This is a genomic window from Streptomyces sp. MAI_2237 (assembly GCF_054189285.1).
Window position 1 is genome coordinate 2,515,539 of the sequence record NZ_JAJPGQ010000003.1, and the last position, 26,042, is coordinate 2,541,580.

Consider the following 26,042-nt stretch of genomic DNA (forward strand, 5'->3'; position numbering starts at 1 on the left):
GCGCGGCCGTCGGGCGAGTGGGACGATCCCGGTGTAAGCCCTCAAAGGGAATGTCCCTGAAGAGGAGGCGCCATGTCCGCCATCCATGAAGAGTTCGACGTGGACCGCCGTCCGGAGGATGTCTGGGCGTACGTCACCGACCCCTCCCATCTGCCGGAATGGCAGCTGAGCGCGATCTCCGCCGAACAGCTCGACGACAGCCCCTTCGGCCTCGGCTCCCGCGTCCGCGTCACCCGGCACATGGGCCGGCGCGAGATGCCGATGACCATGGAGTGCACCGAGTACGACCCGCAGCACTCCTGGTCCGTGCACGGAATCGACGGCCCCGTCCGAGGCAGGTTCCACGCCGAGCTCACCCCCATCGACGACGGCCGACGCACCCACGTCACGATGGATCTCGACTTCGAGGGCCACGGCATCGGCAAGCTCCTGCTGCCCCTCGTCGTCCGCCCCCAGGCCCGCAAGGAGATGCCGCGCAACGAGCGCCTGCTGAAGAACAAACTGGAACAGACGGCCGCCTAGCGCGCCCGCCACTCCGCCCTCCCCGGGCTCCCGTCGCGGGGCAGACCGGCACACCGGATTGATCTGCGACACTGGTACAGCCATGCCAAAGCCCGGAGAACTGATCTTCCACGGGCATGAAGAAGCCCCCTAGCAGCGGCTTTGTCGCCAGTAGGGGGCCGTCTCGTACCCGGTGGGCCGTCCCTGGGCCGTCAGGGCTCCCGGGCCGTGCCGAAGACGTCGTCCAGGGCCCGGCGGGCACGCTCGCTGCTGCTGGGCATCAGGTGGGCGTACACCCGTAGCGTCATCGCCGGATCGGCGTGGCCCAGGTACTCGCTCACGGCCTTGATGCTCTCGCCCGCGTCCAGGAGGACCGAGGCGTAGAAGTGGCGAAGGGCGTGCATTCCGTGCCGCCGGGCAGAGGCGTGCGGCTTGCCGGACTCCGGCGTCGGGATGAGACCGGCCGCGGCGAGGGCGCGCTTCCACTCGTGGAAGTTGAAGTTGCTCCGCCAGACGATGCCGCCGACCGTATTGGTGAAGATCAGACGCCGCTCGGTGAGCGGGCCGTCCGGCCGACCCCACGGCAGCTTGATGCCCACAGGCGGGTAACGCTCCATGTGCCGGCGCAGGGCGCAGGCCACCGAGGAGGGCAGCGGCACGTCCCGCTCCTTGTTGCCCTTGGGCGGAGCGAAGACGGCTGTGCCCCGGATCAGCTTGACCTGAGTGGTGACCCGCAGCGTGTCGCCGTCGAACCGCACGGCGTCCTCGGACAGGCCGATGATCTCGCCCTGGCGGAGACCACAGCCGCTCCCCACGTCGACCATGGCCCGGTAGCGCTCGGGCAGCGCGTCGCGGACCGCCCGCACCTGGGACGGGAGCCAGGGCACGACCCGGGCGGCCGAGACGGACGGCGGGCGGACCGATGCCGCTGAGCACGGGTTGCGGGCGAGATGGCCGTCATCCACGGCGGCCGACAGCACCGCGCGGACGTTGGCGTAGATGTTGCGGGCGTAGCTGTCGCCTATCGTCGAGTCGGTTTCCAGGTCACGCACGAACTCGCGGATGTGGACCGGCCGGAAGGACCCGAGGGGACGAGTCCCGATGCGGGGGAAGGCGTGCCGCCGGAGCCGGGTCTCCACTCCGATACGGGTGTTCAGGTCGGTCGTCTGTCCGGTGATCCAGCGCTCCGCGTACTGCTGGAAGGTGACCTGGGCGGCCTTGGGGTCGACGTACTGACCACGGGACATGTCGGCCGCTGTCTCGGCCAGCCACTCCTCCGCCTTGCGTTTCTGGCGGTCGGGGAAGGACCGGCTCTTCTCGGTGCCATCCGGACCGACGTAACGGGCCCGGTAGCGCAGCCCGCTGCCGTAGCGGTCGGTCTTCACCTTCACCGGCTTGCCGTCCGGACCCGTCTCGGTCTTGTACCAGCGATCCTGCACGTGGCCGGGCATCAGGCGGCCACCTCGGTCAGACCGTCGACCCACTCGCGAAGCCGGGCGGGGTCGTAGCGAAGGTGCCGGCCGACGCGGAAGGCCGGAGGACCTGTGCGCTTCCGCCGCCACTGGTACAGCGTCTCGACCGGGACGCGGAGGAGCTCGGCGACATCGTCCGGAGTCAAGTACCGCTCGGGAAGCGTGCGGACGTTCATGCGGCAGCTCCTTCCAGGGCGAGTTGATCTTGTAGGGCTTCGCGGGCGGTTTCGCGGTTGAGTTGGAGGTCGCGGGCGATGGTGGCGGCCAGGACGGATTCGCCGGGGGTGTGGCCGTGTCCGGCGTAGTGCCAGTCGGCGAGGACCAGGACGGTGTCCGGCTCCTGGTCCTCGAGGCCGAGGGCGGCGTGCTCCTGGGCGGCGCGGTAGTCGGCGCGGGCCTGGCGGAGAGCGCCGAGGGTGGTGGAGTAGCGGCGGGACTTGGAGGAGAAGTGGCCCCGGAAGCCGAGCATGTGCGCCCAGGCCCACAGGCGCCGGTCGGGGTACAGCGGGTCGAGCAGCTTGCAGGCTTCGATCAGGCGGCGGGTGTGGTCGGGCACGCCGTGGCGGTCGAGTTCGGAGAGTTCGCCGACACGGCGGTCGAGGGTGCCGGTGTTCTCGGCGGCTTTGGTGGCGTACTTGGCGACGTAGGAGGCGACGGCCTGTTCGGTGATGTCGGAGCCGTCACCGAAGGCCTTGACCGGGCGGACGTCGAGCTGGGTGCCCCAGCGGAAGGTCCGGGCGGGCTGGTCGTCGGCGGCCGGGACGGAGACCGAGGTGTAGGAGTGCGCGGCGGCGGCCTGGATGGCGTCGTCGAGCAGATCGACGGTGGCCCAGGCCGGGGGCGGGGCGTCGGGTCCGTCCGGGCCGTCGAGGCGGATGACGGCGTGGAAGTGCAGAGCGCCGCGCTTTTGGAACTCGGCGACCTTGCCGTAGGAGAGGCGGGCGGAGTCCTTCAACTCCCGCTGAGTGATGCCGGCGCGGGCGGCGACCTCCCGGCGGAGCCGGTTGGTGAAGCGCTGCCACAGCTGCCCGGCGTGGTTGTTGAACAGCACCGCGCCCGCGTAGTCATAAGTCTCCGGGTCGAGGGCGGTGCCGAGGACGGGGTCGTCGGCGGGGTGGTGGGTGCCGCAGCGGCAGAGGCCCCGGTCGGGCCGGTTGTGGACGCGGCCGAAGGAGGGGGCGGTGAGGGTGGCGAAGACGCGGGGGTGGTCGCGGACGGTGGCAGGGATGTCGCGGCGGTCGTCTCCGGCGAGTCCTGCGCGGATGAGGTGGTAGGTGTCGCCCGCGTAGGTCCAGGCGCAGGAGGGGCAGCGGGAGGCGCGGCGGTTGCCGCAGGCGAGGCGGAGCCGTCCGCCGGGTTCGTTCTCGGTGGAGTAGTGGTGCAGTGTCTCGCCGGTCGTCTTGTCCTTGGTGAGGGTCCAGCCGGTGAGGTGGATGGGGTCGGAGCAGCCTCCGGTGCGGCGGATCTGCTCGTGCCAGCGGTCGAAGTCATCGGCCGAAGCCACCCTCAGCAGGTCGCCGAGGGTGGCACGGTCGAGCAGCTGCTCAGGCACGGGCACCCTCCCGGTGGGAGCGGGTACGGGTGAGGCCGAGGCCGTTGCAGGCCGGGCAGTGCGCGGTGATGGTGCGCAGGTGACCGTTCCGGTCGCGGCCGCCGAGGGTGACGGCGACGCAGGCGAAGCCGTCGCAGGCCGGGCAGATCCTCGGCGGGAGCGAAGTGCGGTGGGCCATGATGGTGGTTCCTTTCGATTGCGGTTGGAAGGAACGGCCCCGGGTGGCGGCGTGCTTGGCGGCTTGTGCGCCACCCGGCGGCCCTTCAGCGGCGCTTGGCGTCGGCGGTGATCAGTGAGCGGATGACCAGGGCGCAGACGGCGACGGATGCGCCGGTGATGGCGACGGCCAGGAGCATCGAGACCAGGACGGCGCCGACGACCAGGACCACGGCCGTTCCGCCGCCGACGAGGGCCAGCACCGAGGCCGGGGTGAGCTGGACGGTGGGCCGGGAGGGGACCTGGGGGGCCGGGGCGGGCGTCGGGTGGTGCTGGACCACGGTGGTCGGCTCGACGACGGCGGGCGGGGTGATGAGTCCGGTCGGGTTGGGCATGGTGGGGATCTTCGGGCGGAGCATGGCGGTTCTCCCTTCGCGGTTACTTGGTCAGGGCGGTGTCGATGGCGGGGGCCAGGAAGCTGTCGGCGAGGAGGTAGCCGCCCAGGAGGAGGACGGCGACGAGCCACCAGGGCGGGCGGAGGAACTTGACGCCGAGGTAGCCGACGACGGCGAGCGCGAACCAGAGCGGGACCTGCATGGCGGTGTCTCCTAGCGGACGCGGCAGCGGTGGGTGCGGGCGGCGAGCTGGGCGGCGGACTGGCTGGAGTAGTCGGCGGACCAGCCGCAGCGGTCGGCGGTGCACACGGCGGCGTGCGTGGTGTGGCCGTGGCGGTCGCGGTGGGTGCCGATCTGCACGGGGCCGATCCGCATCACGGAGTGGAAGTGGTCGCGGGCGGGCATGAGGGGTTCTCCTTCCAGGTCATGCGAGTTGGGCGGCGATGGCGTCGGCGAGGTGGGGCGGGACGCCGAGGCGGGCGCGGAGGGTGTCGGTGTCGATCGGGGCGCCGGTGCGGTCGCGGTAGTCGGCGGCGACCTTGCGGGCGTGGTCGACGAGGACGGCAGGAACCGCGGGCGCCGGGTCGGCGGGCGGAAGTGCCGGCGGTTCCTCGACCGGTTCCGGGTTGGGCGCGGGGGCAGGGACCGGTTCGCGGTCGTCCACGACCTCGGACTCCGGGGTCGGTTCCTGGACGGCCGGGGGCCGGTGTTCGACGGAGTGGGCGAGGAGGGTGCCGCCGAGGAAGGCGAGGGCGGGCCATCCGGCGATGCCGAGTCGGAGCAGGGCGGGCGGGTCGGCCAGGTCGAGGAATCCGGCGGTGGCGATGTTCGCGCCGAGGGAGGCGAACAGGGCGATGAGGAACCAGCACCAAGCCAGCCGGGACGGGCCCTCGGAGCGCAGTCGTCGCCAAGCAGCTACCAGGAGCAGGTCGACGCTGACCGGGTAGGCCCATGCCTTCCAACCGTCCTGCCCGGCAGCGGCGGCCAGGTCGTGCAGGTGGGCGAAGGACAGAGCTCCGGCGATGACGGCCTGGACCAGGACGGCGTCGACGCGCAGGCCGTGGCGGGCGGCCATCAGGCCTCCTCCCCGGTCGGCGGCTGCGGGAGCGAGGCGGCCAGACAGGGACTGACGATCTCGACGAAGTCGAGGTCGGCATCGGTGGTGTCGGCGTAGAGGGCGAGCTGGCCCAAGAGCAGGACGGTGCGGGCGAAGTCCTCGCAGTCGGGGCACATGGCGAGGGGTTCTCCCTTCATCAGGCAGGCGGGGGTAGGGACCTGGCGCGGAGGGTGGTCGCGCCGACCGTGGGGCGGGGAGGGTCAGGCCGTGACGGGAGCCGTCTTGGACAGGCGCACCGGGGCCTCAGTGGTGACGGTCAGCTCGGGCCGGAAGGCGGCGAGTTCGGGCAGGGCCGGGGTGCGGTCGGCGTGCCGGTTGCAGGTGTTCACGGCCTGGCGCAGGGAGGTGTGCGGGGCGCGGATGCGGTGCCAGCCGCCGGTGGAGTCCCCGGCGATGGCCAGGCCGCGCAGTTCGGCAGGGATCTGGATGGCGGCCAGGACGGCGTCCGGCGAGATGTCGCCGAAGGCCATGTTCGCGGATGTCTCGTCGTTGACGCGGTGGGCGGTGCGGCCGGTGAGCTGGGCGCGGAGCATGGTGATGCCCTTGCCGAGTTCGGAGCCGAAGCGCTGCCCGCAGATCTCCAGGTAGATGCCGGCCGCGCGGCCGAGCTGGGCGAGGCGGACCAGGGCGGTGATGATGCGGTCGCGCCGCTTCTCCTCGTCCTTGCTGGCGAACAGGGCGAGTTCGGCGACCTCATCGACCAGAACCACGACCGGCACCGGCCGCAGGTGGTCGGGCAGGTCCCAGATGTCGGCGGCTATCTCGGCGTCCGCAACGGCGGACGTGATGCGCTGCTCAGCCCGGATGAGCTGGTAGACGCTCTCCATGCGGGACACGAGTGCGTCGAGGAGGTCGGCGGCGGTGTCGGGGTTGTCGGCCAGTGCGGAGAACCGGCGGGCCAGCGGGAACAGCTCCACCCCCTGCTTGCAGTCGATGCCGACCAGGGCGACGTCCATCGGGGCGAGCCCGGCGACCAGGTTGCGCTGGTAGACGGACTTGCCCGACTCGGTGGCGCCGAGGGTGAGGGCGTGCGGGATCGCGCGGTAGTCGCGGTAGTGCACCGAGCCGTCCTCGCGCAGGGCGACGGGAACCCGCATGGGGCGGGTGTCGACCTTGGCGGGCATCTGCACCCGCTTGAGGACGTCGTAGCCGGTCATCCGCACTTCCACGACCCCGGAGCGCACCTCACGCGAGGTGACGCCGTACATCGAGAAGGAGTGGCGCAGCCGGTCGGAGGCGGCGGCGACGTCGAAGGCGTCCTGACCGGGGCGCAGGCCCAGCCGCAGGACCAAGCCGGTCCGGGTCGGACGAAAGCGCAGGATGCGCGGCGGGCGAGGGCCCGGGACGGGCCGGTTGGTGACCCGGGCCAGGGCCAGGCGCCAGCGCGAGGGCGGGACCGTCAGGCCGCAGGCGTCCATGACGGAGGCGTAGCGGACCAGGACCCGCAGGCTCGCGAGGGTGACGCCGAAGGTCATCCAGTACCAGGCGGGGCGCCGCCACCGCAGGAGACCCGCAGTAGCGACGACCAGCACCAGAGCGACCGTGAGGGTGGTCATGATCAGGCAGCCTTGGAGTTCGCGGCAGCGGCGACCAGGGACGTGACCGCGACGGCGCGGAAGGCGATGCCGTGCCGCTTCTGGCCGTTGAAGTCGTTCTCCCACGGCCGGGCGATCAGGCCCGTAAGCGCGACCGGGGTGCCCATGGCCAGCTCACCGGAGATGCCCGGCTCCGGGACGGTGACGGACAGGATCTCCACCTCGTCGTTGGCCGCGAACATCACGTCCACGGTCATCAGCTTCGCGCCGGTCTCGGTGTCCATGGCGATCTCGCCGGTACGGCGGTCCTTCACCTTGGGCTGCGGGGTCTTGGCGACCATCACGGTCGCGGCGGAGGTGTCCACGGGGATCTGACGCATCGTCTTGTCTCCTGCTGTAGTGGTTTCTTGACCGACATCCCGTCGGTGAGTTCAGGAGACCCCGAGAGGGGGTGGACGCATCACGGCCCGTATGGAACTTTAGGGACGTCTGATGTACCGTCAAAACGTCCCTAAGGTCCCGAGCGAGGGAGCGTCATGGCGAACGAGCGTCTGCGCGCGGCTATTTCGGCGAAGGGCGAGACGATCCAGTCCGTTGCCGAGCACGTCGGGGTCGACCCGAAGAGCGTCGAGCGTTGGATCACCGCCGACCGAACCCCGCACCGTGGGCACCGCTGGAAGGCGGCGAGTTTCCTCGACGTCGACGAGGTCTACGTCTGGCCGTCAGTAGCGAAGCAGGCCGAGAAGGCGAGCGCGTCCGAGCTGATCACGTACTACCCGCATCGCGGGGCCGTCCCTGCACCGCTGTGGTCGTCGCTCATCGAAAGGGCGACGGACCAGGTTGACATCCTCGTGTACGCGGGGCTGTTCCTCTTCGACAGTCACCCGGATCTGCCGGACCAGTTGGCCGAGAAGGCGAAGGCCGGCGCTCAGGTCCGCATCCTGCTCGGCGACCCGGAGTCCGCGGCTGTTCGCCAGCGCGGCGAGGAGGAGGGCATCGGCGACGACCTGGCCGCGCGAGCGCGGATCACCCGCCGGTACTTGCAGCCCGCCATGTCGACGCCCGGAGTTGAGACCCGGCTGCACGACACGATCCTCTACAACTCGATCTACCGCTTCGATGACGACGTGCTGGTCAACCCTCACGTGCTCGGAGCTCCCGCAGGGCAAAACCCGGTGATGCACTTCAAGTACCTGCCGGGCGCACGGACGTTCCGCCACTACATGCGGAGCTTCGACTACGCCTGGGATCAGGCCCGGAAGGCGTGAACCGCATCCGGCGTGCAAGGCTGAACGCATGGCACGCGTCGACTACTTCAACGATCCGAACGCCCCGAAGGCGAACAGTCTCGTCCCCTCCGTGACCGCCGTGGCCCGCAACGAGGCCGGGGAAGTGCTGCTGATCCACAAGACCGACAACGACCTGTGGGCTCTGCCTGGCGGCGGTATCGACCTGGGCGAGTCAGCCCCCGATGCGGCCGTACGCGAGACCAAGGAAGAGACCGGCTTCGACGTCGAGGTGACCGGCCTGGTCGGGATCTACACGAACCCCGGGCACGTCATGGCCTACGACGACGGTGAGGTCCGCCAGCAGTTCTCCATCTGCTTCCACGCGCGCATCGTCGGCGGCGAGCTGCGGACGAGCAGCGAGAGCAAGGAAGTCGCCTTCGTCGATCCGAGCAGGCTGGACGAGCTGACCATCCACCCATCGATGCGCATGCGGATCGACCACGGGCTGGCCGACCGGACCGAGCCCTACATCGGCTGAGCGGCCATGCGGCTGAGGGTCCGCTCGACGGCGGCCTGGAGGTACGGACGCGCCTTACTGATCGCGTTGTGCACCTCGCTGCCCGGCTCGTAGCGCACCAGGATCTCGTCGATCCGCGTGTCGAAGGCGAAGGACTGCCCGGCAGGGCCGGTCGTCATGTCGGCGAAGATCAGTGCGTCGAGGACGGGGGAGTCCTCCCGTTCGTAGACGGCCAGCTCTGCGGAGAGGCCGCGCTGCTCCGCCTCGTACACGGCCCCGGAGTGGTGGGCGACTAGCCGCACGAGACGCGCCGGCGCCTCCAGCGTCTCCAGATAGCGGGCACCGTCGAGGGGATGGAAGCCGGTGTCACGCAGCTCGGGGGCGTAACCGATGTCGTGCAACCACGCTGCGGCGACGAGGAGATCCCGGTCAGCCTCCGACACGGCCGCGGCAGCCTCACGAGCCCGAGCGGCCACAGCCTGAGTGTGCAGCCAGCGGTTCCCAAGCTGGGGAAGCAGAGACTCGGCGAGTTCGGCCGCTCCCTGGGGCGTGTCCAGTGCAGAAGGCATGCATGGAACGGTAGCCGAGACGGGCGGAGAGCCGACAGGCCACGATCGAGTGGGTTCGATCATGAGCGCGGTACAACCTTCCCTACTTCATCAAGGCCCGCGCACGGCGCGGGCGCGCGCCGCCTCTGCGGCGCGGCCTGCCTCCTGTCTGCGCCCCGGCTGGCCGCGCCCGGCGGCGCGCTCGGCGGCTGCGGGCATGAAGTGGGAGACACCCTCTGTGGCTGGGGCGGTCGGCTCCACGGCTTTAGGCAGCCACTTTGGGGCGAGCCTCTAAGATCATGGCCCCAACGTCGTGCTTTAACGGGCAGGTCCACAGACTGCCCGACGCGCCGGAAGCTTACGGGGCCATGATCACTCGCCCCAAAGCAGCTCCAGCCCAAAGCCGCTCCGCCGACCTAGTTGTGCGCTCTTCCGACGGAAGACCGCAAAGTCCGGACAGCACCGGCTACCGCAGCATAAGCTGCGACTCAAAGGTGTCCCTTAAGTCAGGTGATGTCATGACTGATTCAGTCCACGGCGACAGTAGCCAATCAGCCCTCTTTGCAGGCGATGACCCAATTCTCAACTCCGACGACGATCTTCTGAACCGGTCACGCCTGGCGGTTGCCATAGCCAGCGAAGTGCAGGAGATGAATGCCGATCGCGGCGCCGTAGTGGCAATTACCGGCAAGTGGGGCACCGGAAAGACATCGCTACTAAATCTGACTGCGAATATCCTGCAGGAACAGGAAACCATACAAGTCATCGAGTTCAACCCTTGGTTCTTCTCGGGAACCGACCAGCTAATCCGCTTCTTTTTCGACGAAATGACCAGGCAGCTAAGAAGCGAACGGAGCGGAAAGAAGCGACTCAAGGACGCTACCGCAAATATTGCAGAGAAGTTCAGCAAGTATTCGACATCCCTATCGCCCGTCAAATTCATACCAGTGGCTGGACAAATACTTGACGTAGCGCAGAAGACCGCGGAAGGGGTATCTCAGGCTCTCACTGCGAGTATCCATGAACAAAGAATCGAAATATCTGAAGCCTTGACCAAGCTGGACGGAAGAATCGTCGTCCTAATCGACGATATTGACCGCCTTACACGTCAAGAGATCCGCGACCTCTTTCGTCTCGTTCGACTCAATGGATCCTTTCCTAACGTCGTTTACCTTCTGTGCTTCGACAGGAGCGTGGTGGAAAGCGCTCTAGGTGAAGAAGGGCTTAACGGCGCTGCCTACCTTGAGAAGATTGTAAAGACATCCGTTGAGGTGCCGCCGGCCGCAGATGAGGCATTGGCTTCTGTCCTTCGTACAGGAATGCTTACAGCTCTTTCCGACGTACCGCTAACGGCCTCAGATGAGAACCGCTTCCCCGACGTGTTCTGGCAAGTGGTGAGACCACTTTTCCGCACAGTTAGGGATGTCAAGAGATTCTTGTCGTCTCTCACGCTTACGGTTCGCTCTGCGGCTGACGAGGTGGCTCTTACGGATCTCGTGGCCCTCGAAGCAATCCGAGTAATGCGGCCCTCCGCACACGACCTAATCGCTCAGAACGTTCGCGCGCTCACGGCGGTCTACGGCTGGCAAACGGAAACGCGCAACCAAGCAATCTTGGCTGCCGACGCCGAAGTCGTGACAGCTCTCCAAGCAGAGCTGCCAGATGACACTGGGAAGGCCCTAATTCGGTACGTCTTTCCGGCAGCCCAGGTTCACACAGAAAACATGTGGCACGGAAATGATTCCCTGCAAGCCTGGCGTCGCGATCGTCGAGTAGCTCACGCCACCGTTCTGAAATATTACCTCCATCGCGAGCTGCCATCGGGCGCTGCCCCAAGCAGCCAGGTGGACTCGATCGTTTACGCAGCCGGAGATGACGAGGCGTTCAGAAATGCCCTTGCGGCAGTCCCAGATCACCATCTCGAAGACGCTCTGGACCGCTTGCTATCCCATGTAGACACGATCGAGAGTAGCCGCATTCCGCCAGTCGTGGTGGCGCTACTGGACTTGCTCCCCCGGTTCAGTGAGGAGCCATCTGGCATGCTGGATGTTGGCCGCGATTACACCGCACTTCGGCCGTCGAAAAAACTAATGCAGCGCGTCGAACCCGCGAATGCGGATCTGGTGGCACGGACCATCTATCAAGCCACTCAAAGTCCGTACGCCCGTCTCAGGTTCCTTTCTTTGGTGGGGAAGCAGCAACATTCGGAGGGGCAAATCATCACCCCGGACCTTGAGGCGGAACTTCGAGCCAACCTACGGGAATACTTGAAGTCGGCACCTGCGGATGCTCTGCGTACAGAGAGAGAGTTGCTCCGGACTGTGGTTCAAGCGATCGACTGCGACGCCGAGTCAGGTGAGCTTGCTATCGCGTCAGCCGATTCTTCGGATGTAACAGCCAGACTCCTCGAAACGGCGCTTTCTCCCAGCAGAAACAACACCCTTGGAAGTGTAGTAGTAAACTCTGAGGATAGACTCGCTTGGGAGTCGCTAGTTTCTGTTTATGGCGGCGAGAGTCGACTTTCTTCTGCGATCGAACGGCTCAAAGAATCCCTCGAAGGTCAAGAAATTAGGCCGCGCCTTCAGCGAGCTATTGCTGCTTTCGATCTCTATTCGGCCGGTTGGAGACCGAACGAATTCTGACGTTGCAGACGAGCCGAATCCGTCTGGATTCCTGTGCAGTGCTGGCCTGTTCCGTTGACATCCATCGCTGACATCAACGGCCATGGACGGTGACGGCCCCCAACAGCTACACGGCACCGGATGGCGAGGGGAGCCTCCGCAGGGTCAGACCGAGATCGAACTCTTGAAGCGGCGGTCGCATATGAGTGCCCTCCCGAGACTTCCTTGGGTCTGGGAGGGCGCTCTCGATGAACAAGGTCAGGACGTTGATCGCAAGGCGGCGGCAGCTGCTGGCCGCCGATGATCCGTAGTGGCTGTTGTGAAAGGCGTGCGCCGACGGCCGGGTCTGGCCGGATCGCCCCCTTGTGTGCCCTTCGTGTGCGTGTCACACAGTTCAGAGGCGGGGACCTGGGGGAGGGGGCACTGCATGTCGGTGTTGGGTGGCTATACGGCGGGGCCGTCGGCCTGGGCCGTCGAGCGGTTTGGGCGGCATGCCGGCGCGCTTGCTGCTGCGGTTCCTGTGCAGCTCGCCAAGGCGCACGCGAAGGCTCATGCCGCGCACCTTGCTGCGGGGCTCAAGAAGCGGAGTCCGTACGGGGTCGCCTTGGCCGGCCTCGTGCGCGAGCACCTGGCTGAGACGGCTCGGGAGCTGGGGGAAGCCGTGCGAGACGTGCGTGGGTACGAGTACGCGGTGATCAACGATCACGCCCTCTTCCCCTTCCGGTACGCGGACCGGCCCAGGCCGCTGGATCGAGCCCGGTTGCCGGCCAATGCGTCTCCTACACGGCAGCGGTTGTTCCGGGCACACGGGCCGCAGCCTCCGGAGGGGCTCTTCGACGTCGACGAGGATCTGGTGACCCAGGAGTATCTGGGGCTGCACGAAGCGTTCGAGGAGTTGGGAGCTTCCACCAGGCTCGTCTGTGTGTTCTTCACGGCCGACGCCGAGAACGGCATCCATGCCATTCACTGGGGCGACGCCCATCTCGAACCCGACCGCACCTTTACATGGCCGTACAGGGAGCAGTTGCCGGTCGCTCCGGCGCAGCTGGAATGACGGGCCGTGGCGCCGCCACCTGGGCACCTGTGGCGACGGCTGACTGGGTCCTGGGCCGTCCCTGGGCCGTGCGAGGTTGACCGACGATGACAGACGGCACCCAGGGGTGACCGCCCCCACCCCGCTCTGGCCTGGGCCCCCAGAGTTGATCTGCCACACTGGAAGGGTTATGCCTGCACCCGGAGAACTCACTTTCGTCGCCCCCCGTGGAGCCAAGAAGCCGCCGCGGCATCTTGCCGATCTCACGCCCGCCGAGCGCAAGGACGCGGTGGCCGAGATCGGGGAGAAGCCGTTTCGTGCCAAGCAGCTCTCGCAGCACTACTTCGCGCGGTACGCGCACGACCCGGCGGAGTGGACGGACATCCCGGCCGGCTCGCGCGCGAAGCTGCAGGAGGCGCTGCTGCCCGAGCTGATGACCGTCGTACGGCATCTGTCGACCGACCAGGGCACCACCCGCAAGACGCTGTGGCGGCTGTTCGACGGCACGCTCGTCGAGTCGGTGCTGATGCGGTACCCGGACCGGGTGACCATGTGCATCAGCTCGCAGGCCGGATGCGGGATGAACTGCCCGTTCTGTGCCACCGGGCAGGCGGGTCTGGACCGGAACCTGTCCACCGCCGAGATCGTGCATCAGATCGTCGACGGGATGCGGGCGCTCAGGGACGGAGAGGTGCCCGGGGGACCTGCGCGGCTGTCCAACATCGTCTTCATGGGGATGGGCGAGCCGCTCGCCAACTACAAGCGGGTCGTCGGGGCCGTCCGCGCGCTGACCGACCCCGCCCCGGACGGGCTCGGGCTCTCCCAGCGCGGGATAACCGTCTCGACCGTGGGGCTCGTGCCCGCCATCCACCGGTTCGCCGACGAGGGCTTCAAGTGCCGGCTGGCGATCTCCCTGCACGCCCCCGACGACGAGCTGCGCGACACCCTCGTCCCCGTGAACACGCGGTGGAAGGTGCGCGAGGTGCTCGACGCCGGGTTCGAGTACGTCGAGAAGAGCGGACGGCGCCTGAGCATCGAGTACGCGCTCATCCGCGACATCAACGACCAGGCCTGGCGCGGTGACAGGCTCGGGCGGCTGCTGCGGGGCAAGCCCGTGCACGTCAACCTCATCCCGCTCAACCCGACGCCCGGTTCGAAGTGGACCGCCTCCCGGCCCGAGGACGAGAAGGCGTTCGTCGAGGCCATCGCGGCCCATGGGGTACCGGTGACCGTCCGGGACACCCGGGGGCAGGAGATCGACGGTGCCTGTGGTCAGCTCGCGGCCACCGAGCGGTAGCCTGAGCCCGTACACACATATTCATATTCCGACAGGGGAGCGCCACAGCGCTGAGAGTGCGGCAACCGGGCCGCAGACCCTCTGAACCTTGCCCAGGTCATTCTGGGTAGGAAGTTCGGTCATCACTCAAGCTGTTGCGCCCTGCCCGGATCCGTCCGGGCAGGGCCGCGTCTCTTCCTGGTCACCCAGGAGGAACTCAGTGCACACCAAGACGTTCGTCGCCGCGGCCGTCGGCCTCGGCCTGATCACGTTGTCCGCGTGCGGATCGTCGTCCGGCGCCCAGGCGTCCGGCGACTCCAAGACGGTCACGCTCGTCAGCCACGACTCGTGGGCGGTCTCCAAGAGCGTCCTCGCCGACTTCGAGAGGCAGTCCGGCTACAAGGTCAGGGTCCTCAAGAGCGGCGACGCCGGCCAGGCCGTCAACAAGGCCCTCCTCACCAAGGACAACCCGCAGGGCGACGTCTTCTTCGGCGTCGACAACACCCTGCTGTCGCGGGCCCTCGACAACGGGCTCTTCCAGTCCTACGAGGCCAAGGGCGCCGACACCGTCCAGCCGCAGTTCCGCGTCGACCCCGGCAAGCACCGGGTCACCCCGATCGACTACGGCGACATCTGCGTCAACTACGACAAGGCCTACTTCAGCAAGCACAAGCTGACCCCGCCGCAGTCCTTCGACGACCTGGTCAAGCCCGCCTACAAGAACCTCCTCGTCACCGAGAACGCCTCCACCTCCTCGCCCGGCCTCGGCTTCCTGCTCGGCACCGCCGCGCAGTACGGCGACGGCGGCTGGCAGGGCTACTGGAAGAAGCTCAAGGCCAACGGCGTGAAGGTCGTCGACGGCTGGGAGCAGGCCTACAACCAGGAGTTCTCCGGCTCGGCCGGCGGCAAGAAGGCCAAGGCCGACCGGCCGCTCGTCGTCTCCTACGCCTCCTCGCCGCCCGCCGAGGTCGTCTTCGCCGACCCGCGGCCCAAGACCGCGCCGACCGGGACGTCGTACGGCACCTGCTTCCGGCAGATCGAGTACGCCGGTCTGCTCGACAACGCGAAGAACGCCAAGGGCGGCAAGGCGTTCATCGACTTCCTGCTCGGCAAGGAGTTCCAGCAGGACATGCCGCTGAACATGTTCGTCTACCCGGTGGTCGAGGGCGCGAAGGTGCCCAAGGAGTTCACCGAGTACGGTCCCGCCGCCAAGGACCCGCAGACCATGGCCCCGACGAAGATCGCCGCCAACCGTGACCAGTGGGTCAAGTCGTGGACGTCACTCGTACTGAAGTAGCCCCGCGTCCGGCGCGGCGGGGGACCGCGGCGCGGCTCGGCCTCATGGCCCTGCCCGTCGCGTTCTTCGCCGTGTTCTTCGCCTGGCCCGTCGCCGCGATCGTGGCGCGCGGGCTGAGGACGGACGGGCGCTGGCACCTCGGCCGGATCGTGGACGTCGTCACGCAGTCCGACATCCGGCACGTCCTGTGGTTCACCACCTGGCAGGCGCTCGCCTCCACCGCGCTCACGCTGCTGATCGCACTCCCCGGCGCGTACGTCTTCGCCCGCTTCGACTTCCCCGGCAGACAGGTCCTGCGGGCCGTCGTCACCGTCCCGTTCGTGCTGCCGACGGTCGTCGTCGGTACGGCGTTCCTGGCGCTCGTCGGACGCGGGGGACTGCTGGACGAGTTGTGGGGCGTACGGCTGGACACGACCGTGTGGGCGATCCTGCTGGCGCACGTCTTCTTCAACTACGCCGTGGTCGTACGGACCGTCGGCGGGCTGTGGGGGCAGCTGGACCCGCGGCAGGAGGAGGCGGCGCGCATGCTCGGCGCGTCCCGCTTCCGGGCCTGGCGCACGGTCACCCTGCCGGCGCTCGGGCCCGCCGTGGCGGCCGCCGCGCTGATGGTCTTCCTGTTCACCTTCACCTCGTTCGGCGTGGTGCAGATCCTCGGCGGGCCGACCTTCTCCACGCTGGAGGTCGAGATCTACCGGCAGACCTCCGAGATCTTCGACCTGTCCACCGCCGCCGTCCTGACGATCGTGCAGTTCGTGGCGGTGGGCGCGATCCTCGCCGTGCACGCGTGGACGGTACGGCGCCGGGAGAGCGCCCTGCGGCTGGTGGACGCGGGTGGCACCGCCCGGCGGCCGCGCGGCGTGGGGCAGTGGGCGCTGCTGGCCGGGGTCCTCGCCACCGTCGCCGTCCTGCTGCTCCTCCCGCTCGCCGTGCTGGTGCAACGCTCCCTCGGCGGATCGGACTTCGGCTACTACCGGGCGCTGACGCGGGACGACGACACCTTCCTCGTGCCGCCGATCGAGGCGATCGGCAACTCACTGCAGTACGCCCTCGCCGCCACCGCCATCGCCGTCGTGATCGGCGCCCTGGCCGCCGCGGCCCTGGCCCGCAGGGACGCCGGCCGGCTGGTGCGCGGCTTCGACGCACTGCTGATGCTGCCGCTGGGCGTCTCCGCGGTGACCGTCGGCTTCGGCTTCCTGATCGCCCTGGACCGGCCGCCGCTGGACCTCAGGTCCTCGTGGATCCTGGTGCCGCTCGCCCAGGCGCTCGTGGGCGCCCCCTTCGTCGTGCGGACCATGCTGCCCGTGCTGCGGGCCGTGGACGCACGGCTGCGGGAGGCGGCGGCCGTGCTGGGGGCCTCGCCGTGGCGGGTGTGGCGCGAGGTCGATCTGCCCCTGGTGCGGCGGGCGCTGCTGGTCGCCGCCGGGTTCGCGTTCGCCGTGTCGCTCGGGGAGTTCGGGGCCACCGTGTTCATCGCGCGGCCGGACAACCCGACCCTGCCGGTCGCCGTGGCACGGCTGCTGGGGCGGCCCGGCGATCTCAACTACGGCCAGGCGATGGCTCTTTCGACGATTCTGATGGTGGTGTGCGCGGTGGCGCTGCTGGTGCTGGAGCGGCTGCGCACCGACCGGAGCGGGGAGTTCTGAATGCTGCTGAGCCTTGAAGACGCCACCGTCCGCTTCGGTGGGCGGGCCGTGCTCGACACCGTCGGCCTCGACGTCGCCGAGCACGAGGTCGTGTGCGTGCTCGGGCCGAGCGGCAGCGGCAAGTCGACACTGCTGCGGGTGGTGGCGGGACTGCAGGAGCTGGGCGCCGGACGGGTGCTGCTCGACGGGCGGGATCAGTCGGGGGTGCCCGCGCACCGGCGGGGCGTGGGGCTGATGTTCCAGGACCACCAGCTGTTCCCGCAGCGGGACGTGGGCGGCAACGTCGCCTTCGGGCTGCGCATGCACGGGGCGTCGAAGACCGAACAGGGCGCTCGGGTACGGGAGTTGCTGGAGCTCGTCGGCCTGCCGGGGGCCGCAGGCCGGGCCGTCGTCTCGCTGTCCGGCGGCGAGCAGCAGCGGGTGGCGCTGGCGCGCGCCCTGGCGCCCCGGCCCCGGCTGCTGATGCTGGACGAGCCGCTCGGCCAGCTCGACCGCTCGCTGCGGGAGCGGCTGGTCGTCGAACTCCGGGAGCTGTTCGGCCGGTTGGGCACGACCGTGCTGGCCGTCACGCACGACCAGGGCGAGGCCTTCGCGCTGGCCGACCGGGTCGTGGTGATGCGGGACGGGCGGATCGCCCAGTCCGGTACGCCGCTTGAGGTGTGGCAGCGGCCGGCCAACGAGTTCGTGGCCCGCTTCCTCGGCTTCGACAACGTGGTGGAGGGCACGATCGCGGGAGCGGCGGCCGACACCCCCTGGGGCAAGGTGCCGGTGCCCGAGGACGCCCCCCAGGGCACGCACGCCCTCCTGGTGCGCCCCGCGGGCGTCCGGCTCGTCCCGGCGGACGAGGGGCTGCGCTGCACGGTCGCCGCCCGCACCTTCAGGGGCACCCACGTCGCCGTACACCTCCAGCCGCCGGAGGCGCCCCGGCTGGAGGCGGCGTGCGCGCTGCGGGAGGCGCCCGAGGTCGGCGACACGGTCGGGGTGGAATTCGACGCCGCCGAAATCGTGGTGCTGAACTGATCACTCCCTCCGTATGGTGCGGGCATGACACTCCTTCCGCATGATCGCTACTGCGCCGAGATCGCCCACCAGGTCGCACAGCTGAGGGCGGTGGTGACCTCCGGGGCCGATCTGTCGGCCACCGTCCCCACCTGCCCCGACTGGACCCTGGAACAGCTCGTGCTGCACATGGGCGGCGTCCTGCGCTGGTCGGGGACACTGGTGCGGACGCGGGCACAGGAGAACATCGCCGACGAACTGGTGCCGCGCGGCGACGGCCCCGAGACCTCGGGCGACGCGGCCGCCCTCGACGCCTGGCTGGCCGAGGCCGGCGAACTGGTCGTGGGCGCGCTGCGCGAGGCCGGACCCGACGAGAAGGTGTGGAGCTGGGCCGGGGATCAGACCTCCGCCTTCTGGGCCCGCCGCATGGCCCACGAGATCACCGTCCACCGCGCCGACGCCACGCTCGCGGCGGGACTGCCGTACGACGTGGCCCCCGAGGTCGCCGCCGACGCGATCGACGAGTGGCTGGAGATCGTGCAGTTGATGGGCCGGCGCGGGGAGGCGGAGCAGCCGCTGCGGGCCGGCGGCAGCATGCACCTGCACGCCACCGACGCCGCGCCGGACGCGAACGCCGAGTGGCTCGTCGAGGGCACCGGTGAAGGCATCGTCTGGCGCCGCGGCCACGAGAAGGCGACCGTCGCCCTGCGCGGCCCGCTCACCTCGATCCTGCTCGCCCTCTACCGCCGACTGCCCCTGGACGGGCCGGGGTTGGAGGTCGTGGGGGACCGGGACGTGCTGGAGTTCTGGCTGGACCGGGCGACCTTCGGCTGAACACGACCGCGGCCCGTCCCCCGGGGATACGGGGACGGGCCGCAGCCTGTTGCGAAGTGCGGCGTCAGCGCGAGCTGTTCGCCCCGCGACGGCGCATGCCGAAGTAGACGGCGCCGCCGCCCACGACGACCAGGCCGCCCGCGATACCGGCGATCAGACCGGTGTTGGAGTTCGCACCGGTCTCGGCGAGGTTGGAGTCACCGGCCGCCGGGGACGGCTCGTTGTCGGTGCTGCCGGCCGGAGCGGTGCTGCTCTCCGAGGCCGACGGGGTCGGGGACTCGGACGCCGGGGTGGAGGCGGACTCCGACGGCGACGGGCTGGCCGGCGGGGTCGACTCGCCCTTGGAGCAGCCCTCGGCGGGGGTCGTCAGGTTCGGCGTGATGTCCTTGTCGACGATCGGGTGGTCCTTGTCCTTCCCGGCCGTGACGTGGACGCGGTACTCGGCCTTGGGCTGCCAGTCCTCGTTGAACGTGACGGTGACACCCTCGCGCGAACCGGTGACGTCCTGCTCACCGATCTGCTTCGCGTCGGCGCCGTTGCTCTCGAGGAACACGGTGATCGTGGCCGGGGTGCCGGAGGCGTCCTTGTCGGTGACGACGATGACGCCCTTGCCGCCGTCGCACTTGGCTTCGGCGGAGAACTCACTGATGTTGCAGGCGAGCGCGGAGCCCGCGGCGCTCACGGCGAGCGCGGTGGAAGCGGCGGCGACGCCCAGGATCTGCGCTGAACGACGCGCGGTGCGGCGAGTTATGGACACGTTTGCCCTTCACGGGAGGCACAACTGCGGGGGGTTGCAGGGGAGGTGGGGCGACGGTGAGGTGAGGCTCCACCATCCCCATGAGGCTCACAGGTCTATAAGCGTTCCATAAGGAGTGTCAATCCGAAGCCGGGCAAGGCGGGTTGGCTTTACTCTCTTATTAACCACCCAGGCGTTTCAACGCCGCCGGCGCCTCCTCGATCCGGTCAACGAGGGCGATACGGGACTCCATCGAGCGTTCCCGGGCGAGTGCCTGCAAGAGGGGCCAGGTCGGCAGCCGTTCCGTCCAGTGCTCCCGGTCGACCAGCACCATGGGCGTCGGCTCGCCCCGCGACTGGTAGTAGTTGGGCGTCGCGTTGTCGAATATCTCCTGTACGGTACCGGCCGCGCCCGGCAGGAAGATCACCCCCGCGTTGCACCGGGCCAGCAGGCCGTCCTCGCGGGTGGCGTTGGCGAAGTACTTGGCTATGTACGCGGCGAAGGGGTTCGGCGGCTCGTGGCCGTAGAACCAGGTGGGGATGCCGACCGAGTGGTTGCCCTTCGGCCAGCGGCCGCGCACCTCGAAGGCCGCCTGCGCCCAGTCGGTGATCGACGGCGTGAACGACGGCGCTCGGGCGAGGAGCCGGCAGGCCTCCTCCAGCATCTCGTCCTCGTAGGGCGCCGCGTACGCGCCCAGGTTCGCCGCCTCCATCGCGCCCGGTCCGCCGCCGGTGGCCACGGTCAGCCCGTCGCGGCTCAGTTCGCGGCCCAGGCGCGCGGCGCCCGCGTACGCCTCCGTGCCGCGTGCCATCGCGTGGCCGCCCATGACGCCCACCACCCTCGCCCCGCGCAGGAGTTCGTCCAGGGCGTCGGAGATGGAGTCGTCGTGCACGGCCCGCAGCATCGACGCGAAGATGTCGCCGTCGGCCTTGGTGGCCTGGAACCAGGCGTAGGCCAGGGCGTCCGGCGTCTGCTCGTACCCCTTCTCCAGCGAGGCGAACAGCTCGTCCGCCGTGTAGAGGTGCCCGCGGTAGGGATCGAAGGGCAGGGCCGGAACCGGCGGGAAGACGAGGGCGCCGTCGGTCCGGATCTTCTGCGCAGCGTCCTCCCGCATCGGGCAGCCGAGGAAGACCGCACCCGAGGTGTCGGTGGTGAGCAACTCCCGTGTACGGTCCGTCAGATCGACGGCCTGCACTCGGTAGCCGGCGAGGGTGCCGCGGGCCGAGACGGTCGCGTCGAAGTCCTCGAGCGTCTCGATCTCGCGTTCGTCGTGAGGGGCCGCATGGGCCGGGCTGGTCTGCACCCGGCCATGCTAAGGAGGGGAACGGCACCGGCGGGACGAGGAGTCCTGAGGAGGGAGGGGCCGGTATGGAGCTCAAGGACATCCTGGCCGACTGGCAGGACTACGACGTCGCGGCCTTTCGACTGGGCGTGTTCCTGGGCGTCTTCCCGCCCGACCAGCAATTCTCCGGGGTGAAGCGGATGTTCTGGACGGACGGATATCCGCTCGGCGACATGCTGGTGGACTTCCTCGACCGGATGGCTCAGGCCGGCGTTCTCCTCAAGGACGAGGAGGACGACCGGTACAGGTGGAACCCGGAGCACCCCGACCTGTCGTGAGGCCGGAGGTGTTCAGCCCTGGACCGCCGCCGGGTCCATCCACATGACCTCCCAGGTGTGGCCGTCGAGGTCGTCGAAGGCGCGGCCGTACATGAAGCCGTGGTCCTGGGTCTCGCCGGTCGCCGTGCCGCCCGCGGCGAGGGCCTTGTCTACGAGCTCGTCGACCTTCTCGCGGCTCTCGGCGCTCAGGCAGATCAGCGTCTCGCTCGTCTTCGTCGAGTCCGCGATCTCCTTCTTGGTGAAGTCCGCGTACCGCTGCTTGCTCAGCAGCATCGCGACGATGGTGTCGCTGATCATGACGCAGGCGCAGTCGTCGGTGCTGAACTGCGGGTTGATCGCGTAGCCGAGCTCCGTGAAGAACTTCTTCGACGCGTCGACGTCGGCGGTCGCCAGGTTCACGAAGATCATCTGCTGGTACATCGGGGTCTCTCCCATCGGGCGTTGCGTGCTGTTCGGTGGGTAGACCGCGGTGCCGCGCGCGACTCATCGGCGGTCGGGAGATTTTTCAAGGGAGATTTGTGCCCACGGGTTTTCAGCGGGTGAGGGGCAGGGCCGCCAGTTCGGCCACGAGCAGGGTGAGCGGGCCGAAGAGGGCCAGCAGGGCGGCGGCGCGGAGGGCGGCCGCGCTGCGCAGCACGGTGGCGGGGGCGCCCAGGCGCAGGAGGGCGGCCGTGGTGTCGGCCCTGGCCTGTCGGGCCTCGACGGCGGCGGTGAGGAGGGTGGCGATCGTGCAGCCGGTGACGAGGAGGGTGCCGAGGAGGGTGAGCGGGCCGAAGGCGGGCTCGTCCGGTTCCGGGATGTACAGGGCGGTCATGGCGTAGGCGGCGGAGGCCACCGCGCAGACGATGCCGAGGGGGCGGCCGATGCGGTCGGCCTCCTCCATGAGCACGCGGCCCGCGAGGAGACGCAGCGCGCCGGGCCGGGCGGACTGCAGGAGGCGGCCGGTGAGGTGGGTCAGGGCCGGGGCGGCGAGGGAGAGGCCCACGGCGGTGAGGAGGAGACCGGCGAGGACGGCCGGCGTGGTGGACGCCAGGTTGCCGGGCAGGGCGAGGGTGCGGTTGGACGCGGCCGCGGCGGCGTACGCCTCCACCGCGAGGCCCGCGGTGAGGGTGGCGACGCCCCAGGGCAGGCCGGCCGGGGGCTGGCGGGGTGCCTGGGGACCGTCGTGGCCGTCGGTGCCGGGTGCCGGCTGTGCGGTGTCCGGCTCCGGGGACGGCGCGTCACCCGCTCGCTCCGGGTGAGCGTCGGCCGCCCCGCCCGCGGACGGTGCCGCCGACAGCGGTCGCAGGCGCGCGCCGAAACGGCCGTACGCGCCGAAGGTCTCCCGGGTCGTCGACCTGCCGTAGGCGCCGAAGCGGCCGAAGGAGCGAGCCGCGCCCGGTGCCGGTTTCGTGCGGGTCTCCCGCGGCCTGAGCACCAGCATCACCGCCGCCGAGGCGATCACCGGCACCAGTGCCAGCAGCGTCAGGGCGGCCGGCAGCGGCAGCGGCTGGTCCGCCGCCAGCGACCGGGCCGCCGCCCCGTCGAAGGGCATGCCCGTCCGGTCGCCCCGCAGGTGCAGGAAGAACAGCAGGGCGGTCATCGAGCCCAGCGTGCAGGAAAGGGCCGTGGTGGTGGCGGAGATGGTCATCAGGCGGCCCGGTCCGAGGCCGATGGCGGACAGGCCCGGGCGGGGCCGGGTGGCGGGGTCCGTGCGGGCCACCGCCACCGCGAGGTGGACCGTGGCGGCCAGCGGGGTCAGGCACCAGGCCAGGCGGAACGCGGACGCGGAGGGGTGGTCGGGGTGGCCCATGGCGTAGCCGAGGGTGCACAGCAGGAGGAAGCCCGTGCCCGCCGAGGCCATGACCACCATCAGGCGGCGCAGGTGTACGGCGGGGTGGGCGCCGAGGGTCAGACGGAGAGCGAGCACGCGGCCCCCTGACCTTCCGTCTCGACCCCTTGCCCCGCGGGCTTCGCCGCTTGTCCTTCCGGCTCGGGCCCCTGGCCCTCCGGCCGGCCGCTCGCGCTCTCCGGTTCCGGCCCGCGGCCCGCGGCCCGCGCCCCCTGGCCCTCGGTCGCCGTTCGGCGGTCGTCCTGTCGCCGTCCTCGGCCCCGCGAGGCCGCCGTTCGGGCCTGTGGCTCCGTCGCTCTCGACTCCGGGGCCGGGAACGCCGGGAGGTGGAGGGTGTTGACCCGGCGGCCGTCCAGGAGGGACACGGTGCGGTCGGCGAGGGCCGCCGTCTCGGGGTCGTGGGTGGCCAGGACGACGGTGATGCCGTGCGAGCGGGCCGCGGCCGTCAGCGTCCGCAGCACGTGCGCGCGGTCCGCGCGGTGCAGCGGGGCCGTCGGCTCGTCGGCGAAGAGGACCGTAGGCGCGGGCGCCAGGGCCCGGGCGATGGAGACGCGCTGGCGTTCGGCCTGGGTGAGTTCGTGCGGGCGGTGGCGTGAGCGGTCGCCGACGTCCAGGCGCTCCAGCCACTCCAGGGCGGCCGTCTTGGCCCGGCGGCGGCCGGTGCCGCGCAGCATGAGGGGGAGGGCGGCGTTCTCCCACACGTTGAGTTCGGGGACGAGGGCCGGTGCCGGGTCGATCCAGCCGAAGCGGTCCCGGCGCAGGCGCTCACGGGTGAGCGGGCGCATCGTGTGGACGGGCACGCTGTTGAACCAGACCTCGCCGCGCTGGGCCGGTGCGAGCCCGGACAGACAGCGCAGCAGGGTGGTCTTGCCGCTGCCGCGCGGGCCGCTGACGGCGAGGATCTCGCCCTCCTGGACGCCGAGCGAGACGCCGAGGAGCGCGGGCGAGCCGTCGCTGTGCTGGAAGTGCAGGGCGCGTGCCCAGAGCACGTCGTTGTCCGGCGGGGCCACCATGGGCGTACACCTCGGTTCAGATCCGTTTTTGCCGTGCCAATCCCCCGTGCGGGGGAACGAAGACAGGGCCGATCGGTCACTCGCACGCTAGGCAGCCGTGGGCCGGAGGCCGGACAGCACACGGCCCCGGGCGCCCGTTCTCACTCGAACGGGCGGCACCGGGGCCGTTGTTGATCACAGAGTCAGCTCATCAGAGCTTCGTCCACGCCTCCGTCAGCGTCGCGCGCAGGATCTGCTCGATCTCGTCGAACGTCTCCTGGTTGGAGATCAGCGGCGGGGCGAGCTGGACCACCGGGTCGCCGCGGTCGTCGGCACGGCAGTACAGGCCGTTGTCGTAGAGCGCCTTGGAGAGGAAGCCGTACAGGACGCGCTCGGTCTCCTCGTCGTTGAAGGACTCCTTGGTGTGCTTGTCCTTCACCAGCTCGATGCCGTAGAAGAAGCCGTTGCCGCGGACGTCGCCGACGATCGGCAGGTCGTGCAGCTTCTCCAGGGTCGAGCGGAACGCGCCCTCGTTGTCCAGGACGTGCTGGTTCAGACCCTCGCGCTCGAACAGGTCGAGGTTGGCCAGGCCCACCGCGGCGGAGACCGGGTGGCCGCCGAAGGTGTAGCCGTGCAGGAAGGTGTTGTCGCCCTTGTAGAACGGCTCGGCCAGGCGGTCGGAGATGATGCAGGCGCCGATCGGGGAGTAGCCCGAGGTCATGCCCTTGGCGCAGGTGATCATGTCCGGCACGTAGTCGAACTTGTCGCAGGCGAACATCGTGCCGAGGCGGCCGAAGGCGCAGATGACCTCGTCGGAGACGAGCAGCACGTCGTACTGGTCGCAGATCTCGCGCACCCGCTGGAAGTAGCCGGGCGGGGGCGGGAAGCAGCCGCCGGCGTTCTGCACGGGCTCCAGGAAGACCGCGGCGACGGTGTCCGGGCCCTCGAAGAGGATCTGCTGCTCGATCTGGTCGGCGGCCCAGCGGCCGAAGGCCTCGGGGTCGTCGCCGAATATCGGGGCGCGGTAGATGTTGGTGTTGGGGACCTTGTGCGCGCCGGGGACCAGCGGCTCGAAGGGGGCCTTCAGGGCCGGCAGGCCGGTGATGGACAGGGCGCCCTGCGGGGTGCCGTGGTAGGCGACCGCGCGGGAGATGACCTTGTGCTTGGTGGGCTTGCCGACCAGCTTGAAGTACTGCTTGGCGAGCTTCCAGGCGGTCTCCACCGCCTCGCCGCCGCCGGTGGTGAAGAAGACCTTGTTCAGGTCGCCGGGGGCGTGGTCGGCCAGGCGCTCGGCGAGCTCTATGGCCTTGGGGTGGGCGTAGGACCAGACCGGGAAGAACGCCAGCTCCTGGGCCTGCTTGAAGGCGGTCTCGGCGAGCTCGGTACGGCCGTGACCGGCCTGGACCACGAACAGACCGGCGAGACCGTCCAGGTAGCGCTTGCCCTTGTCGTCGTAGATGTAGGTGCCTTCGCCCCGCACGATGGTGGGGACGGGGGAGTTCTCGTACGAGGACATGCGGGTGAAGTGCATCCACAAGTGGTCGTACGCGGTCTTGCTGAGGTCCTTCTGGCTCACGGTTATCGGGTTCCCCACATGTAGGTCTGCTTCTTGAGCTTGAGGTAGACGAAGCTCTCGGTGGAGCGCACGCCGGGCAGCGCCCGGATGCGTTTGTTGATGACGTCCAGCAGGTGGTCGTCGTCCTCGCAGACGATCTCGGCGAGGATGTCGAACGAGCCCGCGGTCATCACCACGTACTCGACTTCCGACATGTCCGTCAGCGCGTCCGCGATGGACTCGACATCGCCCTCGACGTTGACACCGACCATCGCCTGCCGGCGGAAGCCCACGGTGAGCGGGTCCGTGACGGCGACGATCTGCATCACGCCCTGGTCGAGCAGCTTCTGGACGCGCTGGCGCACGGCCGCCTCGGACAGGCCCACGGCCTTGCCGATCGCGGCGTACGGACGCCTGCCGTCCTCCTGGAGCTGTTCGATGATGGCGAGGGAGACGGCATCCAGGTGAGGAGTGCCGTTCCTGGACTCGCGGGTCGAGTCCCTGTGCTCTGCGCTTCGACTGGCCACGCCCTCACTCTGCACGACGTCTCGATAGTTCCGCAAGGGTGGACCTATGAAATTCG

The 26,042-nt window shown here is 69.5% G+C and carries 29 protein-coding genes and 1 pseudogene; 11 read left to right on the forward strand and 19 right to left on the reverse strand.

The window, feature by feature from the left end; all coding sequences use genetic code 11:
• The first annotated feature begins 72 nt into the window (after positions 1-72).
• Positions 73-522, forward strand: a complete 450-nt coding sequence (locus LN251_RS22100; protein ID WP_458245886.1) for an SRPBCC family protein — start codon at positions 73-75, stop codon at positions 520-522.
• A 191-nt stretch (positions 523-713) separates the two neighbouring features.
• Here LN251_RS22100 and LN251_RS22105 read toward each other — a convergent pair whose 3' ends face one another.
• From LN251_RS22105 to LN251_RS22155, 11 genes are all read right to left on the reverse strand, one after another.
• Positions 714-1,952, reverse strand: a complete 1,239-nt coding sequence (locus LN251_RS22105; protein WP_458245887.1) for a tyrosine-type recombinase/integrase — start codon at positions 1,950-1,952, stop codon at positions 714-716.
• Complete coding sequence (locus LN251_RS22110) at positions 1,952-2,149, reverse strand: helix-turn-helix domain-containing protein (protein WP_458245888.1); 198 nt, start codon at positions 2,147-2,149, stop codon at positions 1,952-1,954. Before LN251_RS22110 ends, LN251_RS22105 begins: the two co-directional genes overlap by 1 nt.
• A complete protein-coding gene (repSA, locus tag LN251_RS22115) occupies positions 2,146-3,525 on the reverse strand; it encodes a replication initiator protein RepSA (RefSeq protein WP_458245889.1) in 1,380 nt (459 codons plus the stop codon). The genes LN251_RS22110 and repSA overlap by 4 nt, the downstream gene beginning before the upstream one ends.
• Positions 3,518-3,703 (reverse strand): hypothetical protein, encoded by a 186-nt coding sequence (locus tag LN251_RS22120; protein ID WP_458245890.1) that lies wholly within the window; start codon positions 3,701-3,703, stop codon positions 3,518-3,520. Before LN251_RS22120 ends, repSA begins: the two co-directional genes overlap by 8 nt.
• A gap of 85 nt (positions 3,704-3,788) precedes the next feature.
• Positions 3,789-4,100 carry a SpdD-like protein gene (locus tag LN251_RS22125; protein WP_458245891.1) on the reverse strand — a complete coding sequence of 104 codons (312 nt, stop codon included), beginning with the start codon at positions 4,098-4,100 and terminating at the stop codon, positions 3,789-3,791.
• Positions 4,101-4,119: 19 nt separating this feature from the next.
• Positions 4,120-4,278: a hypothetical protein gene (locus LN251_RS22130; protein ID WP_458245892.1), complete on the reverse strand. Its 159-nt coding sequence runs from the start codon at positions 4,276-4,278 to the stop codon at positions 4,120-4,122.
• A gap of 11 nt (positions 4,279-4,289) precedes the next feature.
• Positions 4,290-4,481, reverse strand: coding sequence for a mobile element transfer protein (locus LN251_RS22135; protein WP_458245893.1), 192 nt, complete (start codon positions 4,479-4,481; stop codon positions 4,290-4,292).
• Between the two features lie 19 nt (positions 4,482-4,500).
• Complete coding sequence (locus tag LN251_RS22140) at positions 4,501-5,151, reverse strand: DUF2637 domain-containing protein (RefSeq protein ID WP_458245894.1); 651 nt, start codon at positions 5,149-5,151, stop codon at positions 4,501-4,503.
• Positions 5,151-5,330 carry a hypothetical protein gene (locus LN251_RS22145; RefSeq protein WP_458245895.1) on the reverse strand — a complete coding sequence of 60 codons (180 nt, stop codon included), beginning with the start codon at positions 5,328-5,330 and terminating at the stop codon, positions 5,151-5,153. The genes LN251_RS22140 and LN251_RS22145 overlap by 1 nt, the downstream gene beginning before the upstream one ends.
• 63 nt (positions 5,331-5,393) lie before the next feature.
• A complete protein-coding gene (locus LN251_RS22150) occupies positions 5,394-6,749 on the reverse strand; it encodes an FtsK/SpoIIIE domain-containing protein (protein ID WP_458245896.1) in 1,356 nt (451 codons plus the stop codon).
• 2 nt (positions 6,750-6,751) lie between these two features.
• Positions 6,752-7,108: an SCO3933 family regulatory protein gene (locus tag LN251_RS22155; protein WP_458245897.1), complete on the reverse strand. Its 357-nt coding sequence runs from the start codon at positions 7,106-7,108 to the stop codon at positions 6,752-6,754.
• Between the two features lie 156 nt (positions 7,109-7,264).
• Here LN251_RS22155 and LN251_RS22160 point away from each other — a divergent pair, with 156 nt between their 5' ends.
• Entirely contained in the window at positions 7,265-7,996 is a 732-nt protein-coding gene (locus LN251_RS22160; protein WP_458245898.1) for an XRE family transcriptional regulator, read from the forward strand.
• 28 nt (positions 7,997-8,024) lie between these two features.
• A complete protein-coding gene (locus LN251_RS22165; RefSeq protein WP_458245899.1) occupies positions 8,025-8,495 on the forward strand; it encodes an NUDIX hydrolase in 471 nt (156 codons plus the stop codon).
• Here LN251_RS22165 and LN251_RS22170 read toward each other — a convergent pair.
• Entirely contained in the window at positions 8,483-9,043 is a 561-nt protein-coding gene (locus LN251_RS22170) for an HD domain-containing protein (protein ID WP_458245900.1), read from the reverse strand. The two genes, LN251_RS22165 and LN251_RS22170, sit on opposite strands and share 13 nt — an antisense overlap.
• Positions 9,044-9,540: 497 nt before the next feature.
• Here LN251_RS22170 and LN251_RS22175 point away from each other — a divergent pair, with 497 nt between their 5' ends.
• From LN251_RS22175 to LN251_RS22205, 7 genes are all read left to right on the forward strand, one after another.
• A complete protein-coding gene (locus LN251_RS22175) occupies positions 9,541-11,664 on the forward strand; it encodes a KAP family P-loop NTPase fold protein (protein WP_458245901.1) in 2,124 nt (707 codons plus the stop codon).
• 406 nt (positions 11,665-12,070) lie between these two features.
• On the forward strand, positions 12,071-12,697 hold the full coding sequence (locus LN251_RS22180; RefSeq protein ID WP_458245902.1) for a hypothetical protein: 627 nt from the start codon (positions 12,071-12,073) through the stop codon (positions 12,695-12,697).
• 169 nt (positions 12,698-12,866) lie between these two features.
• On the forward strand, positions 12,867-13,973 hold the full coding sequence (gene rlmN, locus LN251_RS22185; RefSeq protein ID WP_458245903.1) for a 23S rRNA (adenine(2503)-C(2))-methyltransferase RlmN: 1,107 nt from the start codon (positions 12,867-12,869) through the stop codon (positions 13,971-13,973).
• 199 nt (positions 13,974-14,172) lie between these two features.
• Positions 14,173-15,249 carry a thiamine ABC transporter substrate-binding protein gene (locus tag LN251_RS22190; protein ID WP_458245904.1) on the forward strand — a complete coding sequence of 359 codons (1,077 nt, stop codon included), beginning with the start codon at positions 14,173-14,175 and terminating at the stop codon, positions 15,247-15,249.
• Positions 15,250-15,293: 44 nt separating this feature from the next.
• The gene (locus LN251_RS22195) at positions 15,294-16,892 is read left to right on the forward strand and encodes an ABC transporter permease (RefSeq protein ID WP_458245905.1); all 1,599 of its coding nucleotides are present in this window, start codon (positions 15,294-15,296) and stop codon (positions 16,890-16,892) included.
• The gene (locus LN251_RS22200; protein ID WP_458245906.1) at positions 16,893-17,912 is read left to right on the forward strand and encodes an ABC transporter ATP-binding protein; all 1,020 of its coding nucleotides are present in this window, start codon (positions 16,893-16,895) and stop codon (positions 17,910-17,912) included.
• A 24-nt stretch (positions 17,913-17,936) separates the two neighbouring features.
• Positions 17,937-18,725 (forward strand): maleylpyruvate isomerase family mycothiol-dependent enzyme, encoded by a 789-nt coding sequence (locus tag LN251_RS22205; protein WP_458245907.1) that lies wholly within the window; start codon positions 17,937-17,939, stop codon positions 18,723-18,725.
• Between the two features lie 64 nt (positions 18,726-18,789).
• On the opposite strand, the gene LN251_RS22210 is transcribed toward LN251_RS22205, so the two are convergent.
• Positions 18,790-19,482, reverse strand: a complete 693-nt coding sequence (locus tag LN251_RS22210) for an LAETG motif-containing sortase-dependent surface protein (protein WP_458245908.1) — start codon at positions 19,480-19,482, stop codon at positions 18,790-18,792.
• Positions 19,483-19,642: 160 nt separating this feature from the next.
• Entirely contained in the window at positions 19,643-20,764 is a 1,122-nt protein-coding gene (locus tag LN251_RS22215; protein ID WP_458245909.1) for an LOG family protein, read from the reverse strand.
• Between the two features lie 65 nt (positions 20,765-20,829).
• On the opposite strand from LN251_RS22215, the gene LN251_RS22220 reads away from it, so the two are divergent.
• The gene (locus LN251_RS22220) at positions 20,830-21,081 is read left to right on the forward strand and encodes a hypothetical protein (protein ID WP_458245910.1); all 252 of its coding nucleotides are present in this window, start codon (positions 20,830-20,832) and stop codon (positions 21,079-21,081) included.
• Positions 21,082-21,093: 12 nt separating this feature from the next.
• Here the strand turns inward: LN251_RS22220 and LN251_RS22225 are convergent, their stop codons facing one another.
• The 5 genes and pseudogenes from LN251_RS22225 to LN251_RS22245 form a co-directional block, all read right to left on the reverse strand.
• Entirely contained in the window at positions 21,094-21,501 is a 408-nt protein-coding gene (locus LN251_RS22225) for a VOC family protein (RefSeq protein ID WP_458246772.1), read from the reverse strand.
• Positions 21,502-21,613: 112 nt separating this feature from the next.
• The gene (locus LN251_RS22230) at positions 21,614-22,990 is read right to left on the reverse strand and encodes a hypothetical protein (RefSeq protein ID WP_458245911.1); all 1,377 of its coding nucleotides are present in this window, start codon (positions 22,988-22,990) and stop codon (positions 21,614-21,616) included.
• 215 nt (positions 22,991-23,205) lie between these two features.
• Positions 23,206-23,925, reverse strand: a pseudogene (locus LN251_RS22235) (ABC transporter ATP-binding protein); the annotation flags it as partial.
• A 190-nt stretch (positions 23,926-24,115) separates the two neighbouring features.
• Complete coding sequence (locus tag LN251_RS22240; protein ID WP_458245912.1) at positions 24,116-25,498, reverse strand: aspartate aminotransferase family protein; 1,383 nt, start codon at positions 25,496-25,498, stop codon at positions 24,116-24,118.
• Positions 25,483-26,001, reverse strand: coding sequence for an Lrp/AsnC family transcriptional regulator (locus LN251_RS22245; protein ID WP_058922707.1), 519 nt, complete (start codon positions 25,999-26,001; stop codon positions 25,483-25,485). The genes LN251_RS22240 and LN251_RS22245 overlap by 16 nt, the downstream gene beginning before the upstream one ends.
• Between the last annotated feature and the right edge of the window lie 41 nt (positions 26,002-26,042).

Bases quoted from the DNA above. Each gene is read 5' to 3' on its own strand.
- LN251_RS22155 (WP_458245897.1), bottom strand. From the start codon at position 7,108: ATGCGTCAGATCCCCGTGGACACCTCCGCCGCGACCGTGATGGTCGCC.
- LN251_RS22175 (WP_458245901.1), top strand. From the start codon at position 9,541: ATGACTGATTCAGTCCACGGCGACAGTAGCCAATCAGCCCTCTTTGCA.
- LN251_RS22180 (WP_458245902.1), top strand. From the start codon at position 12,071: ATGTCGGTGTTGGGTGGCTATACGGCGGGGCCGTCGGCCTGGGCCGTC.
- LN251_RS22170 (WP_458245900.1), bottom strand. From the start codon at position 9,043: ATGCCTTCTGCACTGGACACGCCCCAGGGAGCGGCCGAACTCGCCGAG.
- rlmN (WP_458245903.1), top strand. From the start codon at position 12,867: ATGCCTGCACCCGGAGAACTCACTTTCGTCGCCCCCCGTGGAGCCAAG.
- LN251_RS22120 (WP_458245890.1), bottom strand. From the start codon at position 3,703: ATGGCCCACCGCACTTCGCTCCCGCCGAGGATCTGCCCGGCCTGCGAC.
- LN251_RS22135 (WP_458245893.1), bottom strand. From the start codon at position 4,481: ATGCCCGCCCGCGACCACTTCCACTCCGTGATGCGGATCGGCCCCGTG.
- LN251_RS22150 (WP_458245896.1), bottom strand. From the start codon at position 6,749: ATGACCACCCTCACGGTCGCTCTGGTGCTGGTCGTCGCTACTGCGGGT.
- LN251_RS22220 (WP_458245910.1), top strand. From the start codon at position 20,830: ATGGAGCTCAAGGACATCCTGGCCGACTGGCAGGACTACGACGTCGCG.
- LN251_RS22105 (WP_458245887.1), bottom strand. From the start codon at position 1,952: ATGCCCGGCCACGTGCAGGATCGCTGGTACAAGACCGAGACGGGTCCG.
- LN251_RS22165 (WP_458245899.1), top strand. From the start codon at position 8,025: ATGGCACGCGTCGACTACTTCAACGATCCGAACGCCCCGAAGGCGAAC.
- LN251_RS22140 (WP_458245894.1), bottom strand. From the start codon at position 5,151: ATGGCCGCCCGCCACGGCCTGCGCGTCGACGCCGTCCTGGTCCAGGCC.
- LN251_RS22200 (WP_458245906.1), top strand. From the start codon at position 16,893: ATGCTGCTGAGCCTTGAAGACGCCACCGTCCGCTTCGGTGGGCGGGCC.
- LN251_RS22225 (WP_458246772.1), bottom strand. From the start codon at position 21,501: ATGTACCAGCAGATGATCTTCGTGAACCTGGCGACCGCCGACGTCGAC.
- LN251_RS22205 (WP_458245907.1), top strand. From the start codon at position 17,937: ATGACACTCCTTCCGCATGATCGCTACTGCGCCGAGATCGCCCACCAG.
- LN251_RS22130 (WP_458245892.1), bottom strand. From the start codon at position 4,278: ATGCAGGTCCCGCTCTGGTTCGCGCTCGCCGTCGTCGGCTACCTCGGC.
- LN251_RS22125 (WP_458245891.1), bottom strand. From the start codon at position 4,100: ATGCTCCGCCCGAAGATCCCCACCATGCCCAACCCGACCGGACTCATC.
- LN251_RS22160 (WP_458245898.1), top strand. From the start codon at position 7,265: ATGGCGAACGAGCGTCTGCGCGCGGCTATTTCGGCGAAGGGCGAGACG.
- LN251_RS22145 (WP_458245895.1), bottom strand. From the start codon at position 5,330: ATGAAGGGAGAACCCCTCGCCATGTGCCCCGACTGCGAGGACTTCGCC.
- LN251_RS22100 (WP_458245886.1), top strand. From the start codon at position 73: ATGTCCGCCATCCATGAAGAGTTCGACGTGGACCGCCGTCCGGAGGAT.
- LN251_RS22110 (WP_458245888.1), bottom strand. From the start codon at position 2,149: ATGAACGTCCGCACGCTTCCCGAGCGGTACTTGACTCCGGACGATGTC.
- LN251_RS22195 (WP_458245905.1), top strand. From the start codon at position 15,294: ATGGCCCTGCCCGTCGCGTTCTTCGCCGTGTTCTTCGCCTGGCCCGTC.